The following is a 17506-nucleotide window of genomic DNA, read 5'->3' as shown; positions in this document are numbered from 1 at the left end:
CCGTACCGGCTCAAACGATTTACGCCGGGCCGAAAGGTCCGGCGTGCCGCGGCCCGGTGGTGCCTCAGGTCTGCGCCACCCGGCGGACGATGCCGAGCAGCGCCTCCTGCACGTCGGAGATCGGCCGGTCGGGCTGGAAGACCAACCAGTCCACGGCCACCACCAGGCCCACCCCGAACAGCGCCGAGCTGGCCGTCGGCACGTCCAGGTCGGCGGGGAGGTCGCCGCTGGCCACGCCGGCCCGGACGGTCTCCGCGATCACCTCGATCGCCTCGCCGCGCAGCAGCCGCAGGGTCTGCTGCCACTCCCGGTTGGTCCGCCACATCTCGGAGAGCAGCAGCTGGGCGAAGGCCCGGTAGCGGCGGATGTACTCCAGCTCGGCGCGGACCAGCGCGGCGAGCGCCTCGCGTGGCGGCAGCCCGTCGACGGCGGCCCGGAAGTCGGCGGTGAGCAGGCCGATGCCGTGCCGCAGCAGCTCCTCGAAGAGGACCGTCTTGGACTGGAAGTTGTAGTAGACGGTCCCCTTCGCCACCCCGGCCCGGGCCGCGATGTCGTCCACGGTGGTGGCGGTGAAGCCCTGCTCGGCGATCAGCTCCACGGCCGCCACGAAGAGCCGCTGGCGGGTGTCCTCCCGCCGCCGTGTCCGCCCGTCCGTCACCACCCCATCCTCACATGGTCAGTTCGGGGTGCAGTTTGGCCGGGGTGAGCCGGCGGGACCGGCGGGCCGCGCCGACGCTGAGCGCCATCGCGCCCACCCCGAAGGCGAGCAGCACCAGCGCGCCGGTGACCACCGGGGCGGCCGGCCCGCCGTTGACGGTGTGCCGCAGCCCGGCCACCACGTACGTCATCGGCAGCCAGGGGTGGATCGCCTGGAAGAAGCCGGGTGAGGTCTGCACCGGGTAGGTGCCGCCGGAGGAGGTGAGCTGGAGCATCAGCAGGGCCAGCGCGGCGAGCCGGCCGGCCGGGCCGAGCGCCACCCCGAGCAGCTGCATGATCGCGGTGAACGCCAGCGAGGTGAGGGCGAGCAGCCCGAAGGTCGCCACCGGGTGCGCCGGGTGCAGGCCGAGCGCCAGGGTGACCACGGTGAACAGGATCGCCACCTGGGCCAGGCCGATCGCCGCGGCGGGCAGCCAGCCGGCGAGCACGACCCGCCAGCCGGGCGCGTCGGACATCACGTGCCGCCGGTTGACCGGCCGCAGCAGCATGTACGTGATCATCGCGCCGACCCAGAGGGCGAGGGCGAGGAAGTACGGGGCGAAGCCCACGCCGTACGAGCCGGCCGGGTTGTGCGAGTCGCGGATCAGGCCGACCGGGTCACCGAGGACGTCCGAGCGGCTGCCCGCGTCGTGGTAGCCGGGCAGCTTCTGCTCACCGGCGGCGAGCCCGTCGGCGAGGTCACCGGCGCCGCCCTCCAGTTTGGTCAGTCCGTCGACCAGCCGGTCGCTGCCACTGCCGAGCTGGGTCAGGCCGCCGTCGAGCTGCCGGGCGCCGGTGGCGAGCCGGTACAGGCCGCCCCGGAGCTGGTCCGCGCCGCCGGCCGCGTCGCCGAGGCCGTCGCGCAGCTTGGCGCTGCCCTGGGCGAGGGTGCCCAGCCCGCCGGCGAGCTGGTCGATCTTGCCCCGGGCGGAGGCGACGTCGTCGGCCAGGTGCGGCGCGGCGGCGGCCACCTCGCGGGCGGTCGCGGCCACCTCGGTCATCTGCTTCTTGAGCGTGGCCAGGTCGGTCTTGTCCAGCGTGGTGACCATGGCCTTCGCCGCGGTGACGGCCTTCTGCGCGGCCTGCCGGGCGGCGGTGAAGTTCGGGTCGTCGGCCAGCTCGGGGTGGTCCTTCGCCACCGCGTCGAGCCGGTCGCGGACCTGCTCGGCCTGGGTGACCACCTCGTCGGCCTTGGCCGGCAGGGTCTCGATGCCGTCGGCGAGCGCCTGCGCGCCCTCGGCGACCAGGGTGGCGCCCTTGCGGATGTCCTCGGCGTTCTTGCGCAGCAGCGGCTCGTACTTGTCGGCGGCGGCGTCCACCTTGGCGGCGGCGGCCTTCGTCTCGGTCGCGGCCCGGTTGGCGCCGTCGGCGATCTGCGCCGCTCCGGTGTAGAGCTGGTCGAGGCCGGTGGCCAGCTTGTCGGCCCCCTGGGCGGACTTGGCCAGCCCGGCGGAGAGCTGCCCGGCGCCGCCCTCGGCGCTGTCCAGCCCGGCGGCGATCTTCCCGGCTCCCTGCCCGGAGGCGTCGAGCCCGTCATGGATCTTGCCGGCCCCGTCGGCGGCCCGACCGGTCTCGGTCTTGGCGTCGGTGAAGCCGATCAGCATCTTGTCGAAGTACGACGCGGCGGTGCTCTCCGCGGCGGCAGCCCGGATCTCGCTGAAGGCGGAGCGGGCGAGCAGCCCGGAGAGGTAGTTGGTGGCGTCGTCGTTGACCACCTTCAGCTCACCCTGGCGGGCCGGCCGGTCCGGCTCGGGGCTGTCCACCAGGGTGGCGGAGAAGTCGGCCGGGATGGAGAAGACCAGGTGGTAGCGGCCGTCGCGCAGCCCCTCGGTGGCGTCGGCCTGGTCGGTCACGGTCCAGCCGAAGACCTTGCGGTCGATCAGTTCGTCGGCGAGGTCGGCGCCGGCGTGCACCTCGCTGCCGTCGCCGGCCTTCGCCGGCCGGTCGGCGTTGACCAGGGCGACCGGGATGCGGTCCAGGTTCCCGTACGGGTCCCAGAAGGCGTAGAGGTAGAGCGCGCCGTAGAGCAGCGGGACGACGGTGAGGACGGCGAGCGCGGCGCGCGGCAGTCGGCCCCGGGTCATCCGGCGCAGCTCGAAGAGCGCGAGTCGCAGGACGGTCATGCGGTCACCTCGGAAGTGTGCGCGGCACCGGGCGCGGTGAGGGCGGGGGTGGGCAGGACGGGCTCGCCGATCCGGTGCAGGATCGCGGCGCTGCCCGGCTCGACCGCGCGGGCGCTGGCGATCACGGCGTACCCCTGGTCGGCGAGGCGGCCCAGGGCGGCCCAGATCCACTCCCGCTCGGGTGCGTCGGAGCCGGCGTCCACGTCGTCGGCGACGATCAGGTTCGGGCCGCTCAGGCTGGCCAGCACGAGGCCGAGCACCTGCCGCTCGACGGGGGTCAGGTCCCGGCCGTACCGGTCGGGGTCGAGCGGGGCGTCGGTGAAGCCGGCGCCGGCGATGGCGGCGGCGAACGCGTCGCGGCGGTAGGCCCGGCGGGCGCGGACCGCGGCGACCGGCACGAATCGGCGGCGGCGGCGCGGCACCGGCCCGAGCAGCAGCAGCCGCTCCTGGATGTGCTCGGCCACGGTCAGCGTGGGGTCGGGCTCGTGCACCCCGGCCACCTGCCCGAGCGCGGCGGGGCCGCGCCGGCGCAGCTCACCCTCGGTGTGCGGGAAGCGCCCGGCCAGGGCGAGCAGCAGGGAGGTACGTCCGCTGCCGGGCGGCCCGGTGACCGCGTGCAGCTCACCCGCCTCGGCGGTGAGGTCGACGTCCCGGTACACCCAGCCGCGGCGGGTCCGCAGACCCAGCCCACTGGCCTCGACGATCTTCATCGCTCCTCGTCCCGGTCAATTAAACTGACTGGTCAGTACAAAAACATGACCAGCATAGCGCCGACTGTCCGGTTCGGCGCAATTCAGCGGGACGTGATCCCGGCCATGCGGGCGGGCCGGCGGCCTAGAACAGCACGGTGGCGAGGGTGCCCACCGGGCGGAAGCCGCAGCGCTCGTAGACCCGCCGGGCGGGCAGGTTGAAGTCGTTGACGTAGAGGCTGACCGTCGGCGCGAAGCGGGACAGGGCGTCGCGGACCACCGCCGCCATCGCCGCCGTGGCGATCCCCCGGCCGCGCCACTCCGGCGCCACCCAGACCCCCTGCACCTGGGCGGTCCGCCGGGTCACCACGGCCAGCTCCGCCTTGAAGATCACCTTGCCGTCGGCGAACCGGGCGTAGGCCCGCCCCGCCCGGACCAGGTCGCCCACCCGCCGCCGGTAGCCGCGCCCGCCGTCCTCGGCCAGCGGCGACACCCCGACCTCCTCGGTGTACATCGCCACCGCCGCCGGGAAGAGCCGGTCGACCTCGGTGCCCCGCACCCGGCGTACCTGCGGGTCGGCCGCCACCGGCGGCGGCGCGTCCGCGGCCAGCAACGGCTGGTTGGGGCGTACGTCCCGGGCCGGCCCCCAGTGCCCGGAGAGGCGGTCCCAGAGCCCGAGCACCGCGTCGGCACGCCCGACGATCGACGAGCAGAGCCGCTCCTCGCCGCTCAACTGCTCGGCGAAGGCGGTCACCGCCGGCTCCGAGGCGAGCACCGGGGTCAGGTTGCCGCCCAACCAGCAGATCGACTCCAGGTTGCGCCGGGCGCCGTAGCCCAGCACCCGCCCCTCGGCCCGCCACCAGGCCAGCCCCCGGGCGGCGATCCGCTCGGCCACCTGCGCGCCCGCGTACGGGTCGAGGTCGAGCAGTCGCTCGACCGCGCGGCGCTCCGACTCCCCCAGTTGGCGTACCGGCAGCGTGAGCACGGGTACCAGCCTGCCAGATCCACCCCGGCCCGCGCGGGCCGACCTGTGGACCCGGTGAGCCACCGCTCAGCCCACCGGCACCGGCGCGTCGACCGGGGGCACCGGCCGGGTCCCGGCCGCCCACCGCACCACCGGCGGCACCAGCAGCCCGAGCAGCAGGAAGAAGCCACCGAGCACCAACCAGCCGGGCAGGCCCCAGCCGACCGCCAGGGTGGTCACCACGATCGGGGCCACCATCGAGCCGAGCTGCATGCCCATCCCGTACGCGCCCTGGTACTGCCCCTGCGCGTGGGCCGGGGCGAGGCCGAACGAGATGCCCCAGCCGGCCGCGGCGTGCCACAACTCCCCCACCACGTGCACCAGCGCCCCGCCCAGCAGCAGCGGCACCGCGACCACGGCGGGCACCCCGCCGGCGAGCGCGAAGAGCACGCAGGCCGCCGCGATGACCGCGCCGGCCCGGCGGGCCGCCCGGGCGGCGCCGGCCAGGTCCTCGGTGCCCCGCGAGGCACGCACCTGGAACAGCACCACCATCACGGTGTTGACCAGCAGGCAGCCGGAGATCAGCCACTCCGGCGCCCGGGTGTGCCCGGCGATCCAGAGCGGCAGGGCGATGTTGAGCAGCCCGAAGTGCATGGACATCAGCCCGTCCAGCACGGTGAAGGCGAGGAACGGGCGGTCCCGCAGCGCCACCAGGCGGGGCCCGTGCGCCGGGGCGGCCACCGGCGGCACCGCCGGCAGCCGGAGCAGGACGGCCGCCGCGCCCAGGTAGGTGACCGCGTCGAGCAGGATCAGCGCGACGTACGCCGCCCGGGTGTCGGCGGCGATGCCGAAGCCGGCGGCGACCGCGCCGACCGAGATGCCCACGTTGGTGACCGCCCGCAGCCAGGCGCGGGTGCGGACCCGCTGGTCGGCGGGGACCGCCCCGGCGATCAGCGCGCCCCGGGCGCCCCGGCTGGCCGAGTCGGCGACCGCCATCAGCAGGCCGACCGCGAGGAAGGCGGCGAACGACCGGACGGCGACCAGGGCGGCGGTGCAGCCGGCGGAGGCGAGCAGGGCGACGAGCTGCGTGCCGCGCGGGCCGCAGCGGTCCGCGAGGTAGCCCATCGGGGTGGCGGTGAGCAGGCTGACCAGCGCGGTGAGGGTGAGCGCGAGGCCCACCTCGGTCACGGTCAGCCCGACCGAGCGGGTCAGGAAGAGCGCGCTGACGGTCAGCCAGGTCCCCCGCCCGACGGTGTTGACGAGGGTGGAGAGGGCGAGGACCCGGGCCGGGCCCGGTTCGGGAAGCAGGCGCACCCGGGCACTCTAACAATACGTACGTACGGTTTGCAGTCCCGTCCCATCCCGGACCGGACGTCAACCGCGCCGGCGGGCCGTGAGGAGCAGGTACTCCCAGCGCATCCCGTCCGCGTGCAGGTGACGCCGGGCCAGCTGGGCGAGGTCACGGTCGAGGGCGGCGACCCGCTCGGGATCACCCGCGATCATCCGGTACACCGCGATCGTCGGCCCGTAGCGGGCCTTGAAGTAGTCGCGGAACGCCTCGGCGCTGTCGAACCGGTCCACCAGGACCGCCTCCCGACGGGCGACGACGTCCGTGACCCGGTCGCCGAGCAACTCCCGCACGTGCGCCTCGCTGCCCCACAGCGGCGGGGGCTGCGCACCCGGCGGCGGCGCGGGCGCGTACGGCCCCATCGTGGCGAGCAACTGCCCGAGGAAGCCCTCCGGCGTCCAGTTGAGCAGGCCGATCCGCCCGCCCGGTCGGCAGACCCGCAGCAGTTCGTCGGCGGCGACCCGGTGCCGGGGCGCGAACATCACGCCCACGCAGGACATCACCACGTCGAACTCGCCGTCGCGGTACGGCAGCGCCTCGGCGTCGGCCTGTTCCCACTCCAGGTCCACCCCCCGGCGCGCCGCGACCGCCCGGCCGGCGGTCAGCAGTTCCGGGGTCAGGTCGCTGGCCACCACCTGCGCCCCGGCCGACGCGGCCGCGACGGCGGCGTTGCCGCTGCCGGCCGCCACGTCCAGCACCCGGTCGCCCGGCCCCGCACCGACCGCCCCGACCAGCACCGCCCCCAGCCGCGGAATCACCTCCTCGGCGACCGTCGGATAGTCACCCAGGGCCCACATCCGGCGGTGCCGTTCCTTCACCGCCCGGTCCGCCGCCACGGCGTCCGTCTCGACATCCATCGCTCCTCCTCCGTGTGTGACGTGTCGTCACGGGATCGACGATAGGTAGCCGGAACGGGGCGCCCCAGTACGAGATCTGTACTGCCGCGGGTCGTCCGAGCGGCCCTGGGCAGGCCGGGCGCGGGAGCCTACCGTGCACCCATGGGCTCCTCATACCACCAGTTCTGCCCGGTCGCGAAGGCGATGGAGCTGCTCGACGAACGCTGGACGCTGCTGGTCGTCCGGGAGCTGGTGAGTGGCTCGCAGCGCTTCAACGAGCTGCGTCGGGGCCTGCCGCGGATGTCGCCCAGCCTGCTGTCCCGACGACTGCAACAGCTCGTCCGCGCCGGTGTCGTGGCCCGCCACGCCGACGGTAGCGACGTCCGGTACCTGCTGACCGACGCCGGACACGAACTGCGGCCGGTGGTCGAGGCGCTCGGCGCGTGGGGGATCCGCTGGGTCGGCGAGCTGGGCGAGGCGGACCTGGACCCGTCGCTGCTGCTGTGGGACATGCACCGCCACGTCGACCACAGCGCCGTACCCGACGGACGGACCGTCGTCCATTTCCACTTCCGGACCCTGCCGGCCGACCTCCGGCACTGGTGGCTGGTCATCACCCCGGGGGAGGTCGACGTCTGCGACGTGGACCCCGGCCACGAGGTGAACGTGACGGTGACCGCCGACCTCCGCGCTCTGGTCGAGGTCTGGCGCGGCGACCTCACCTGGCCGGCGGCACTGCGCGCCGGGACCGTCGCGCTGGCCGGCCCGGAGGCGCTGCGGCGGGCGCTGCCCCGCTGGTTCGAGCTGTCCGACTTCGCCCCCGTGCCCCGGCCCGTCCCGTCGGCCGGACCGGTGCGAGCCTGACCGCGGCGGACACCCGAGGTCGCGTACGCGCGAAGGGGCGGCCCCCGACGGAGGCCGCCCCTTCTTCGACGGTGCGGTCAGTGCACGGTGACGGTGGCCCCCGGGACCAGGTCGCGCAGCTCCTCGGGGATCTCCGCGCCCATCTCGTCGGCGATCCGCAGCGCCTCCTCGATCAGCGTCTCCACGATCTGCGCCTCGGGAACGGTCTTCACGACCTGGCCCTTCACGAAGATCTGGCCCTTGCCGTTGCCGGAGGCGACGCCCAGGTCGGCCTCGCGGGCCTCACCCGGACCGTTCACCACGCAGCCCATCACGGCCACCCGCAGCGGCACCGGCAGCCCCTCCAGGCCGGCGGTGACCTCCTCGGCCAGCTTGTAGACGTCGACCTGGGCCCGGCCGCAGGACGGGCAGGAGACGATCTCCAGGCCCCGCTCGCGCAGGCCCAGCGACTCCAGGATCGCGGTGCCGACCTTGATCTCCTCCACCGGCGGGGCGGAGAGCGAGACCCGGATCGTGTCGCCGATCCCCTCGGCCAGCAGCGCGCCGAACGCCACCGCCGACTTGATCGTGCCCTGGAACGCCGGACCGGCCTCGGTGACGCCCAGGTGCAGCGGGTAGTCGCACTTCTCGGCGAGCAGCCGGTACGCCCGGATCATCACCACCGGGTCGTTGTGCTTCACCGAGATCTTGATGTCCCGGAAGCCGTGCTCCTCGAAGAGCGAGCACTCCCAGAGCGCCGACTCGACCAGCGCCTCGGCGGTGGCCTTGCCGTACTTCGCCAGCAGCCGCTTGTCCAGGGAGCCGGCGTTCACGCCGATCCGGATCGGCACGCCGGCGTCACCGGCGGCCTTCGCGATCTCCTTGACCTTGTCGTCGAACTGGCGGATGTTGCCCGGGTTCACCCGGACCGCCGCGCAGCCCGCGTCGATCGCGGCGAAGACGTACTTCGGCTGGAAGTGGATGTCGGCGATCACCGGGATCTGCGACTTGCGCGCGATCGCCGGCAGCGCCTCGACGTCGTCCTGCGACGGCACCGCGACCCGGACGATCTGACAGCCCGAGGCGGTCAGCTCGGCGATCTGCTGGAGGGTGGCGTTGACGTCGGCGGTCAGGGTGGTGGTCATCGACTGGACCGAGACCGGCGCACCCCCACCCACCGGCACGGAGCCGACCATGATCTGGCGGCTGGCCCGGCGGGGGGCGAGCGGCGGCGGCGGTACGGGGGGCATACCGAGACTGACAGCGGTCACTTCAGGCACTCACCTTGAGAAGAGCGTGATCGGGTTGACGACGTCCGCGGTGATGGTCAGCAGCGTGAACGCGCCACCGATCAGGATCACCCCGTACGTGATGGGCATGAGCTTGAGGTAGTCGACGCGCCCCGGGTCGGGACGGCCGATGCGGGCGTAGAGCCAGGAGCGGACCCGCTCGAACCAGGCGATGGCGATGTGCCCACCGTCCAGCGGCAGCAGCGGCAGCAGGTTGAACACGCCGATGAAGAAGTTCAGCCCGATGAAGAGGCTGACGAAGAGCTCCCACGCGTCGTGCTCCACCGCCTCGCCGCCGAGCCGGGTGGCGCCGACCACGCTGATCGGGGTGTCGACGTCCCGCTCGCCACCGGTGATGGCGGTCCACAGCGCGGGCACCTTCTGCGGGATCCGCTTCATCGACTCGTACGTGCCGATCGCCAGCTCCTTGGTGTAGCCGGCGGTGGCGGGGAGCGCGTCGACCGGGCCGTACTTCACCATCAGCGGGACACCCGGGGGCAGCGACGGGCCGACGACCCCGACGACGGAGACGGCGCGGGCCGGGGCGTTCGGGTCGTCGAGCGGCTTGCGCTGCACCGAGGCGGGCGTGAGCCGGGCCTCGCCCGTGACGCCGTCCCGCTCGTACCGGACGGTGGCGGCCTGCCCGGCGGGCAGCCCGCGGACGGCCTTCACCAGGGCGTCGTAGTCGGCGACCGGGGTGCCGTTCACGGCGAGGATCTTGTCGTCGTCGCGCAGCCCCGCCTGCTTGGCCGGGCTGACCGGGTCACCGGGGGCGCACGCGCGCTGCGCGCCGTCGGGCAGGACGCACTCGACGACCTTGACGTACGCGGGCAGCGGGTTGGGGATGTCCCGGTTCGGCAGACCCATCGACATGGCGGCGAGCCAGATGGCGACCAGGGCCAGGGCGAAGTGGGTGATCGACCCGGCGGACATCACGATCGTCCGCTTCCAGACCGGGTAGCGCCACATGGCCCGGTGCTCGTCGCCCGGCTCGACGTCGTCGTCCTGCGGCGTCATTCCGACGATCTTGCAGAAGCCGCCGAGCGGGATGCCCTTGACGCCGTACTCGGTCTCGCCCCGCTTGAACGACCACAGCGTCGGGCCGAAGCCGACGAAGTACTTGGTGACCTTCATCCCGAAGGCCTTGGCGGTGAGCATGTGCCCCGCCTCGTGCAGACTCACCGAGATGAGGATCGCCGAGGCGAAGAGCACCATCCCGAGCAGGTATGCCATCAAGATCCTTCCACCGACCCGACGATGATCCCCTGGGCGTGCGCCCGCGCCCACGACTCGGCGGCGAGCACGTCCTCGACGGTACCTGGTTCGGCGAAATCGGGAGCGTCCTCCAGCACCCGCTGGAGGGTGTCGACGATGCCGAGGAACGGCAGCCGCCCGGCGACGAACGCCGCCACGCACTCCTCGTTCGCCGCGTTGTAGATCGCCGGCCGGCAGCGACCCGCCTCGCCGGCCGCCTTCGCCAGCGCGACCGCCGGGAACGCGGTGTCGTCCAGCGGGAAGAACTCCCAGGTGTGGGCCGTGGTCCAGTCGACGGCGGCGGCGGCCTCGGGCACCCGGTCCGGCCAGCCGATGCCCAGCGCGATGGGCAGCCGCATGTCGGGCGGGCTGGCCTGGGCCAGCGTGGAGCCGTCGGTGAACTCGACCATCGAGTGGATCACCGACTGCGGGTGGACCATCACGTCGATGTCGGCGTACGGCACGTCGAACAGCTCGTGCGCCTCGATCACCTCCAGCGCCTTGTTGACCATGGTGGCGGAGTTGATGGTGACCACGGGACCCATGTTCCAGGTGGGGTGGGCCAGCGCCTGCTCGGGCGTGACCTGCGTCAACTCGTCGCGCCGCCGGCCCCGGAACGGCCCGCCGCTGGCGGTCACCACCAGCCGGCGCACCTCACCCCGGGCGCCGCCGCGCAGGCACTGCGCCAGCGCCGAGTGCTCCGAGTCGACCGGCACGATCTGCCCCGGCCGGGTCACCGCGGCCTTCACCAGCGGGCCGCCGGCCACCAGCGACTCCTTGTTGGCCAGCGCGAGGGTACGACCGGCGCGCAGCGCGGCCAGCGTCGGCGCCAGCCCGAGCGAGCCGACCACGCCGTTGAGCACCACGTCGCAGGGCCAGCCGGCCAGCTCGGTCATCGCGTCCGGCCCGGCCACCAGCTTGGGCAGCTTGAAGTCGCCGGTGGCCCAGCCGCGCCGGCTCGCCTCGGCGTAGAACGCCAGCTGGAGGTCCTGGGCGGCGGACGCCTTCGCCACGCCGACCGCCTCGACGCCCAGCTCCAGCGCCTGCGCGGCGAGCAGCTCGACGTTGCCGCCGCCGGCGCCCAGGGCGACCACCCGGAACCGGTCCGGGTTGCGCCGGACGATGTCGATGGCCTGGGTCCCGATCGAGCCGGTCGAGCCCAGCAGGACGAGGTCGCGGGGAGACGTCACCCGTCCATTCTTCCCCAGCGCCCCTGAGCGCCCGCTGGGAGCCTCACTCCCCGCCGTCGGGCTCCTCCGCCGGCGCCTCCTCGCCCAGCAGTTCGGCCGGGTCGATCGTGAACGCGAACGGCTCCTTCATCACGAACGGCGTGCCGGCCGCAGCCGCCGCCACCGGCCGGTACTCGCCCTCGAAGAGTTCGAAGAGGGCAATGGTCGGGACCCGATCACGCAGGTCGACACGGAGGAAGAACGGCACGCCGGCAGCCGCGTACTCGCGCGGCCGAAGCGGCCGTCGGGGGCAGCCACCTTCTTTCAAGATCTCGTGGAGGACCGGGCGACCGGTTCAGGCCGGGCGTTGCAGGACGAAGGTCTCCAGTTCGAGGCCGCCGTACCAGTCGGTGCGCGGGCCCAGGTGGGTCATGCCGAGGCGGCGGGTCACCGCGATCGACGGCTCGTTGCCGGGCGTCACCACCGCGTACACCTGGCGGGTGCCGGTGGCGAACTCGCGCGCCAGCACCGCCCGGGCCGCCTCGGTGGCGTAGCCGTGGCCCTGCGCGTCGGGGTGCAGGTGCCAGCCGACCTCCAGGTCGTCGGTGTGGGTCACCCCGTCCCGACCGGGCAACGGCTTGAGCAGCACGCTGCCGACCGCCCGGCCGGTCGCCCGGGACTCGATCGCCCAGAGCCCCCACCGGCCCGCGTACGCCGCGTGCCGCTCGTGCCAGAGGCGGACCCGCGCCGGGGCCTCGGCCGGGTCGGTCAGCCGCCCCTTGCCCCCGCCCAGCCAGCGCATCACCTCCTCGCGGGAGTAGATGTCGTAGACCACGTCCAGGTCCTCCGGCGTCTGCGTCCAGTCCCGCACCACCAGGCGCTCGGTCGAGGCGATCTCCATGCCGTCATGATGCCGCCGGATCGTGATGCGTGCCGTCCCCGGGTACGGGGAAGAGGATCGCGATGGGTGCGGGATGGCAGCGGACGAAGCGGATCACCGGGGCGGCCTTCCGGCCGGTACGCGGGCGGGACCTCTCCCTGCACGCCGCCGCGATCACCTTCTACGGGGCGATCGCCGTGGTGCCGGTGGCGCTGCTGGCGATCTGGCTCACCGGGCTCGTCGCCGGCGACGACCGGGTCCGCCGGCTCACCTCGTACGCCATCGACACGCTGCCCACCGACATCGGTGCGAACCGGGCGGTGGCCGCGCTGGTCGAGGCCGGGCTGGGGCTGACCCCGCTGCTCGCCCTGGCCTCGCTGCTGCCGGCCTCGCTGTACGGGGAAGGGCTGCGCCGCGCCTTCGTCTCGGTGGCCGACCCGGGCGGCGAGTCGGGGGCGCTGGTCGGCTGGCGCGGACGGCTGCTGCTGCTCCCCCTGCTCGCCCCGGCCCCGGCGCTGCTGCTGTCGATCCTGCTCGCGCTGCCGCTCACCACGCGCCTGGTGCAGCAGGGCGGGTGGCGGGGCGCGCTGGGCGTGGTGCTGTCGTTCCTGGCGGTCTGGCTGGTGCTCACGCCGGTGCTGATGTGGGTGTTCCGGGTGGTCGGCCCGGCCTCGCCGGACTGGCTCGCCACCCTCGGCATGGGCTCGTTCACCGCCGCGAACCTCTCCGGGTTCCTGCACGGCTTCGTGCTCTTCTGCTCCCTGCCGCTGAACCTGGGCGTGCCGTTCGGCGGCTTCAACGAGATCGGGGCCGGCGTGGCGGTGCTGCTCTGGCTCTACCTCTTCCACGTGATCGTGCTCGCCGGCTACTCCGCCACGCTGGCGTTGAGCCGGTGGCGGGCGGTACGCCGGGCCGCCTGACGCCCGCCCGGTCAGAGGCTGTCCACGTACCGCTTCGCGTCCGCCAGCGACCATCCGGTGTGCTCCCGGACCACCTTGACCGCCTGGATCTTCCTGCCGGCACGCACGAGGGCGGCCGCCGAGGCCCGCAGCTCGTCGTCGAGCGGCCCGACCGCGCCGTCCCGGGCCGGGGGCGGCAGCGCAACTGCCGCCAGCAGGTCGACCACCTGCTTCGCCTCCTTCAGCGGCAGCCCGGTCTGCTGGCGCAGCACCGCCACCGCCTCGATCCTCCGCTGCTCCCGGACCAGCCGCAGCACCGGCGCCTCGCCGGTGGGGCGGTCCGGGGCGACCAGGTCCCGGGGGCGGCCGGCGGCGCGCCGCAGCGCGATCGGGACGACCACGGCGGCCGTGAGCGCCCCCACGAGGGCGGCCTGGAGAGCGGGCGGCATGCCGATGACGGTAGCGGCCCGGCGCATCCCACCCCGCGCCACCCGGCCCCGCCGCGAGCCCTCCCGCCCGGGGCCCGCCGGCAGTAGGCTGCCCGGGCATGAGCGATGCGAGTGAGCTGCCGTCCCGCGCCGACGTCGTCGTGGTCGGCTCCGGGCACAACGGCCTGGTCTCGGCGATCCTGCTGGCCCGCGCCGGCCTCGACGTGCTGGTGCTGGAGGCGGCCGAGGTGATCGGCGGGGCCACCCGCACCGAGAACCCGTTCCCGAAGGTGCCCGGCCTGCGGCACTCCACCGGCTCGTACCTGCTCGGGCTGATGCCGCCCGAGCTGCTCGCCACGCTCGACGTGACGATCCCGGTGCTGCGCCGCGACCCGCACTACTTCCTGCCCACCCCGGGCGGGCTCGGCTCGCCGTACCTGCTGTTCGGCAGCGACGACGCGGCCACCCGGCGACAGCTCGCCGAGTTCTTCTCCCCCGCCGACGTGGCCGCCGACGACGCCCTCCAGGCCGAGCTGGCGCAGCTGCGCGACGACCTGGCCCCCGCCTGGCTGGCCGAGCCGCTGCCGGTGGAGGAGACCGCCGAACGGTACGTCCGTCCCGCGCTGCGGCAGGTCTTCGTCGACCTGGTGCGCGGCTCGGTCGCCGACCACCTGGCCCGCTTCGACTTCCGCTCCGAGCTGCTGGTCAGCATGTACGCGGTCACCGACGGCCTGTCCGGCCTCAACGCCGGCCCCGACGACCCCGGCACCGGGCACAACTTCCTCCTGCACAACATGTGCCGGCTGCCCGGCTCCGACGGCACCTGGATGATCGCCCGGGGCGGCATGGGCACGGTGTCGCGCACCTTCGCCGAGGCGGCCCGCGCGGCCGGGGCCCGGATCCTCACCGGTACGCCGGTCACCGCGGTCACCCTGGCCGGCGGCGCGGCGAGCGGGGTGGTGCTCGCCGACGGACGGCAGGTGACCGCGTCCGTGGTGCTCGGGGCCTGTGACCCGTACCGGCTGATGGAGCTGCTGCCCGACGGCGCGCTCCCGGCCGCGCTGGGCGAGCGGATGGCGGCGGTCCGCCGCCCCGGCACCACCCTCAAGCTCAACCTGGCGCTGACCGGGCTGCCCCGCTTCGGCTGCCTGCCGGCGGACGCGCCGAGCCCGTTCGGCTCCACCATCCACCTGCTGCCCGGCTCCGCCTCGCTGGTCGGCGCGGGCGGCGAACCGCCGATGGCCGCGCTGCGCGCGATGTGGGCGGACGTGCAGGCCGGCCGGCTGCCGGCGGAGCCGACCATCGAGTGGTACCTGCACACCACCGTCGACCCGTCGCTGTCGGACTCCGCGGGGCACCACTCGTCGGCGCTGTTCGTGCAGTCGGTCCCGTACGAGCTGGCCGGCACCACCTGGGACGCGGCCCTGCCCGGCTACGTCGAGCGGCTGATCGGCATCTGCGAGCGGTACGCCCCGGGCACCGCCGACCTGATCGCCGACGCGGTGCCGCTGCCGCCGCCCGGCATCGAGGCGCACTTCGGCATCACCGGCGGGCACATCCACCACGTCGACAACACCGTCTCGTTCACCGACCGGATGCCGTACGCCACCGGCGTCGACGGCGTGTACGCCGGCAGCGCCGGCTGCCACCCGGGGGGCAGCGTGATCGGCGCCGCGGGCCACAACGCGGCCCGCCGCATCCTCACCGACCTGGGCCGCTGACCCCCCGACCCGGCTCGGTGGCCTCCCGTCCGGCGGGCGGGAGGTCGCCGGGGCCGCGGATCAGGTAGACGGCCACCAGCAGCAGGTAGGCCAGCAGGCTGAGGATCGGGTCGATGAACACGACGGCGAAGGCGACCAGGTAGAGCAGCGGGCCGAGCCGGAACCGGCGGGCCACCGCCTGCGCCAGCCGGGGGTCGAGGTCCGGGTGCAGCAGGCCTCGGCGGCGGGCCCACCACCAGCTCAGGTTGAAGAAGAGCGCCTCGCCGAGCACCGTTCCGGCGTAGAGCGCCGCGCTGAGCCGCTGGTCGCCGACCGGGCCGCGCAGGTTGTCCGAGAGCAGGTTGGCGGTGAACGGGATGGCCGCCACGAACATGAGCAGCAGCAGGTTCAACACCAGCAGCATCTGGTCGACCCGGCAGACGTAGCGCCACATGTTGTGATGGGTCAGCCAGACCTGGCCGACGATGGCGAAGGTGATCACGTATGCCAGATAGGCCCGCCACTCGTGGGCCAGCGCGGCGGGCAGCGCCCGGTCGTCCGGGGCGTCCGGACTGAACTGGAGCAGCTCGACCGCCATCAGGGTGAGCACGATGGCGATCACCGCGTCGGAGAACGCCTCCACCCGGGAGGCGTCCCGCGCCATCTCGCTGCTGCGCCCGAACCGGTACCCCGGCTCCCTGTCCGCACCCGTCACGCCGCCCCCTCCGTGACCTATCGTCACCCGGCGGGGGCGGCGGACGGGGCGAAACTCAGCTCACCGCCTCCCCGGCCGGGGCCGGGGTCTCGGCGTCGGCGCGGTGCGCCCGGATCTTGTGCCCGACGCTGGTCAGGCAGCGGCCGCTGGGCAGGTCGAACTTCCAGCCGTGCAGCTGGCAGGTGAGCTGGTCGCCGTCGACGATGCCGAACCGGCTCAGGTCCGCCTTCAGGTGCGGGCAGCGGCGCTGCACCACCCAGCCGTCGAGGGTGATGTCCTCGGCGTCGACGGCCCGCTCGTGCTCGTCGTACCAGCCCTCGGCGTACTGGAGGCGCTCCTCGGAGAGGCACTTGAAGAAGGCGTAGACGAACTCGTTGTACTGGCCGATCCGGGCCGCCGAGAAGCGGCAGGAGAGGAAGAGCGAGTTGACCCAGTCGACCTCTTCGATGTGCAGCAGGTGCTCGACCAGCGCCCGCTCGGTCCGGAACCGGTAACGGACCTTCTCGTCCGCGTACGGCCGGACCTCCTTGCCCGGGAAGTCCACCACGATGGATTCAACGGTCTCGCCGCCTGAGCTGTCAGTGCCGACCAGGTCGAAGCGGACCGGGCCGCCGACCCCCTTGGCCAGGTAGATCGACTCGTCCAGCAGCGGCTCGATCCGGCGCTTCATCTCGCCCAGCACGTCGACCTCGGGGTGCCGCCAGGACGCCTTCTCGGCCTCGATCACGGGCCGCTTGCGCTCCCGCATCTCCTCCAGGTGGGCCACCTTGTTGGCGAAGAACTCCTCGACCGGCACCGGGTGGGTGGTGGTGGTCCCCTCGGTGGTCACCTCGGCGACGCTGCCCGGCAGCAGCACGATGCCGTTGGTGCCGCCGACCTTCGCGTACTCGGCCAGGAAGACCGACTGGTCGGGGAAGATGTTCCCCTCGTCGCCGTGGATGTCGTTGAACTGCCACAGCTCGTCGTCGAGGAAGCAGGGCGGGCCGGCGATCGGGAAGACGTTGTCGGCCTTCAGGTCGTCGATGTAGCGCCAGGTGCGGTCGAACTGCCGCTCCCGCTTCTGCTTGCCGAACGCGGTCTTCGCCGACTGGGGCAGCTCGTAGACCATCGGGTACCAGATCGCGCCGGAGAACTGGAGCATGTGCGCGTGCACGTGGCCCAGCTCGGCGAAGACGCTCAGGTCGGTCGGGCGGGCGTCGTTCTGGTTGAGCAGCCGGACCCCGTCGTACTCCACCCAGAGCGACGAGTCACCGATCGGGCCGTCGGTCGGGCTGGTCAGCGCCTGGATCATCACCTTCAGGCCGCCGGGCAGCTCCACGACCTGCTCGTTCGGGGCCTTGAGGAACTTCGTGAAGCCGAGCGCCCGCAGCTCGTCCTCCATCTCCGAGGTGGGGAACTCGGGCAGCAGGACGGTGGCGTCCTTGCTGACGAAGTCGCGCAGGTGCTTCGCGTCGAAGTGGTCCCGGTGCAGGTGCGACACGTACAGGTAGTCGACCTGGCCCAGCGTCGCCCAGTCGAGCCGGGAGTTGTCCGGGAAGGGGAACCACGAGGCGAAGTAGGCGGGATTGACCCACGGGTCGCACAGGATGCTGCCCGCGGCCGTGTCGATCCGCATGCTGGCATGTCCCGTACCGGTCACTCGCACCGCAGTCCCCCTCGAAAAGACAATCAGG

The 17506-nt window shown here is 73.6% G+C and carries 17 protein-coding genes; 3 read left to right on the top strand and 14 right to left on the bottom strand.

What is annotated here, in order from left to right; translation table 11 throughout:
* Positions 1-64 precede the first annotated feature (64 nt).
* The 6 genes from GA0070611_RS29900 to GA0070611_RS29875 form a co-directional block, all read right to left on the bottom strand.
* Positions 65-658, bottom strand: a complete 594-nt coding sequence (locus tag GA0070611_RS29900; protein WP_091673670.1) for a TetR/AcrR family transcriptional regulator — start codon at positions 656-658, stop codon at positions 65-67.
* A gap of 10 nt (positions 659-668) precedes the next feature.
* On the bottom strand, positions 669-2819 hold the full coding sequence (locus GA0070611_RS29895) for a YhgE/Pip family protein (protein WP_091671816.1): 2151 nt from the start codon (positions 2817-2819) through the stop codon (positions 669-671).
* A complete protein-coding gene (locus GA0070611_RS29890; RefSeq protein ID WP_091671814.1) occupies positions 2816-3529 on the bottom strand; it encodes an ATP-binding cassette domain-containing protein in 714 nt (237 codons plus the stop codon). Before GA0070611_RS29890 ends, GA0070611_RS29895 begins: the two co-directional genes overlap by 4 nt.
* Positions 3530-3653: 124 nt before the next feature.
* On the bottom strand, positions 3654-4493 hold the full coding sequence (locus tag GA0070611_RS29885; RefSeq protein WP_091671812.1) for a GNAT family N-acetyltransferase: 840 nt from the start codon (positions 4491-4493) through the stop codon (positions 3654-3656).
* A gap of 66 nt (positions 4494-4559) precedes the next feature.
* Positions 4560-5786 carry an MFS transporter gene (locus GA0070611_RS29880; RefSeq protein WP_091671809.1) on the bottom strand — a complete coding sequence of 409 codons (1227 nt, stop codon included), beginning with the start codon at positions 5784-5786 and terminating at the stop codon, positions 4560-4562.
* Between the two features lie 60 nt (positions 5787-5846).
* Positions 5847-6677, bottom strand: coding sequence for a class I SAM-dependent methyltransferase (locus GA0070611_RS29875; RefSeq protein ID WP_091671806.1), 831 nt, complete (start codon positions 6675-6677; stop codon positions 5847-5849).
* Between the two features lie 141 nt (positions 6678-6818).
* Here GA0070611_RS29875 and GA0070611_RS29870 point away from each other — a divergent pair, with 141 nt between their 5' ends.
* Positions 6819-7520, top strand: a complete 702-nt coding sequence (locus GA0070611_RS29870; RefSeq protein ID WP_091671804.1) for a winged helix-turn-helix transcriptional regulator — start codon at positions 6819-6821, stop codon at positions 7518-7520.
* Between the two features lie 77 nt (positions 7521-7597).
* On the opposite strand, the gene ispG is transcribed toward GA0070611_RS29870, so the two are convergent.
* From ispG to GA0070611_RS29845, 5 genes are all read right to left on the bottom strand, one after another.
* Positions 7598-8770, bottom strand: coding sequence for a flavodoxin-dependent (E)-4-hydroxy-3-methylbut-2-enyl-diphosphate synthase (gene ispG / locus GA0070611_RS29865; protein WP_091671802.1), 1173 nt, complete (start codon positions 8768-8770; stop codon positions 7598-7600).
* Between the two features lie 9 nt (positions 8771-8779).
* Positions 8780-10021, bottom strand: coding sequence for a M50 family metallopeptidase (locus GA0070611_RS29860; protein ID WP_091671800.1), 1242 nt, complete (start codon positions 10019-10021; stop codon positions 8780-8782).
* Positions 10021-11232 (bottom strand): 1-deoxy-D-xylulose-5-phosphate reductoisomerase, encoded by a 1212-nt coding sequence (gene dxr, locus GA0070611_RS29855; RefSeq protein WP_091671798.1) that lies wholly within the window; start codon positions 11230-11232, stop codon positions 10021-10023. The genes GA0070611_RS29860 and dxr overlap by 1 nt, the downstream gene beginning before the upstream one ends.
* Before the next feature lie 43 nt (positions 11233-11275).
* Positions 11276-11479, bottom strand: a complete 204-nt coding sequence (locus GA0070611_RS29850; RefSeq protein WP_091671796.1) for a hypothetical protein — start codon at positions 11477-11479, stop codon at positions 11276-11278.
* A gap of 87 nt (positions 11480-11566) precedes the next feature.
* Positions 11567-12112 (bottom strand): GNAT family N-acetyltransferase, encoded by a 546-nt coding sequence (locus tag GA0070611_RS29845; RefSeq protein ID WP_091671794.1) that lies wholly within the window; start codon positions 12110-12112, stop codon positions 11567-11569.
* Positions 12113-12174: 62 nt separating this feature from the next.
* On the opposite strand from GA0070611_RS29845, the gene GA0070611_RS29840 reads away from it, so the two are divergent.
* Positions 12175-13011 carry a YhjD/YihY/BrkB family envelope integrity protein gene (locus GA0070611_RS29840; protein WP_091671792.1) on the top strand — a complete coding sequence of 279 codons (837 nt, stop codon included), beginning with the start codon at positions 12175-12177 and terminating at the stop codon, positions 13009-13011.
* An 11-nt stretch (positions 13012-13022) separates the two neighbouring features.
* Here the strand turns inward: GA0070611_RS29840 and GA0070611_RS29835 are convergent, their stop codons facing one another.
* Positions 13023-13439, bottom strand: coding sequence for a hypothetical protein (locus tag GA0070611_RS29835; RefSeq protein ID WP_091673667.1), 417 nt, complete (start codon positions 13437-13439; stop codon positions 13023-13025).
* A gap of 98 nt (positions 13440-13537) precedes the next feature.
* On the opposite strand from GA0070611_RS29835, the gene GA0070611_RS29830 reads away from it, so the two are divergent.
* Positions 13538-15139 (top strand): phytoene desaturase family protein, encoded by a 1602-nt coding sequence (locus tag GA0070611_RS29830; RefSeq protein WP_091671790.1) that lies wholly within the window; start codon positions 13538-13540, stop codon positions 15137-15139.
* On the opposite strand, the gene GA0070611_RS29825 is transcribed toward GA0070611_RS29830, so the two are convergent.
* A complete protein-coding gene (locus tag GA0070611_RS29825; RefSeq protein ID WP_091673665.1) occupies positions 15120-15782 on the bottom strand; it encodes a TMEM175 family protein in 663 nt (220 codons plus the stop codon). The genes GA0070611_RS29830 and GA0070611_RS29825 overlap by 20 nt on opposite strands.
* Positions 15783-15888: 106 nt before the next feature.
* Positions 15889-17478: a Rieske 2Fe-2S domain-containing protein gene (locus tag GA0070611_RS29820; protein ID WP_091671788.1), complete on the bottom strand. Its 1590-nt coding sequence runs from the start codon at positions 17476-17478 to the stop codon at positions 15889-15891.
* Positions 17479-17506: the final 28 nt, after the last annotated feature.

This window comes from Micromonospora auratinigra, assembly GCF_900089595.1.
GTDB lineage: Bacteria > Actinomycetota > Actinomycetes > Mycobacteriales > Micromonosporaceae > Micromonospora > Micromonospora auratinigra.
Note: the sequence above shows the minus strand (reverse complement) of the source record. Positions and strands in the feature narration are given on the sequence as shown.

What these genes read in the sequence shown, in the direction of transcription:
- GA0070611_RS29870 (WP_091671804.1), top strand. Translation starts at nt 6,819, where the DNA reads ATGGGCTCCTCATACCACCAGTTCTGCCCGGTCGCGAAGGCGATGGAG.
- GA0070611_RS29840 (WP_091671792.1), top strand. Translation starts at nt 12,175, where the DNA reads ATGGGTGCGGGATGGCAGCGGACGAAGCGGATCACCGGGGCGGCCTTC.
- GA0070611_RS29845 (WP_091671794.1), bottom strand. Translation starts at nt 12,112, where the DNA reads ATGGAGATCGCCTCGACCGAGCGCCTGGTGGTGCGGGACTGGACGCAG.
- GA0070611_RS29835 (WP_091673667.1), bottom strand. Translation starts at nt 13,439, where the DNA reads ATGCCGCCCGCTCTCCAGGCCGCCCTCGTGGGGGCGCTCACGGCCGCC.
- GA0070611_RS29895 (WP_091671816.1), bottom strand. Translation starts at nt 2,819, where the DNA reads ATGACCGTCCTGCGACTCGCGCTCTTCGAGCTGCGCCGGATGACCCGG.
- GA0070611_RS29875 (WP_091671806.1), bottom strand. Translation starts at nt 6,677, where the DNA reads ATGGATGTCGAGACGGACGCCGTGGCGGCGGACCGGGCGGTGAAGGAA.
- GA0070611_RS29830 (WP_091671790.1), top strand. Translation starts at nt 13,538, where the DNA reads ATGAGCGATGCGAGTGAGCTGCCGTCCCGCGCCGACGTCGTCGTGGTC.
- GA0070611_RS29860 (WP_091671800.1), bottom strand. Translation starts at nt 10,021, where the DNA reads ATGGCATACCTGCTCGGGATGGTGCTCTTCGCCTCGGCGATCCTCATC.
- GA0070611_RS29825 (WP_091673665.1), bottom strand. Translation starts at nt 15,782, where the DNA reads ATGGCGCGGGACGCCTCCCGGGTGGAGGCGTTCTCCGACGCGGTGATC.
- GA0070611_RS29890 (WP_091671814.1), bottom strand. Translation starts at nt 3,529, where the DNA reads ATGAAGATCGTCGAGGCCAGTGGGCTGGGTCTGCGGACCCGCCGCGGC.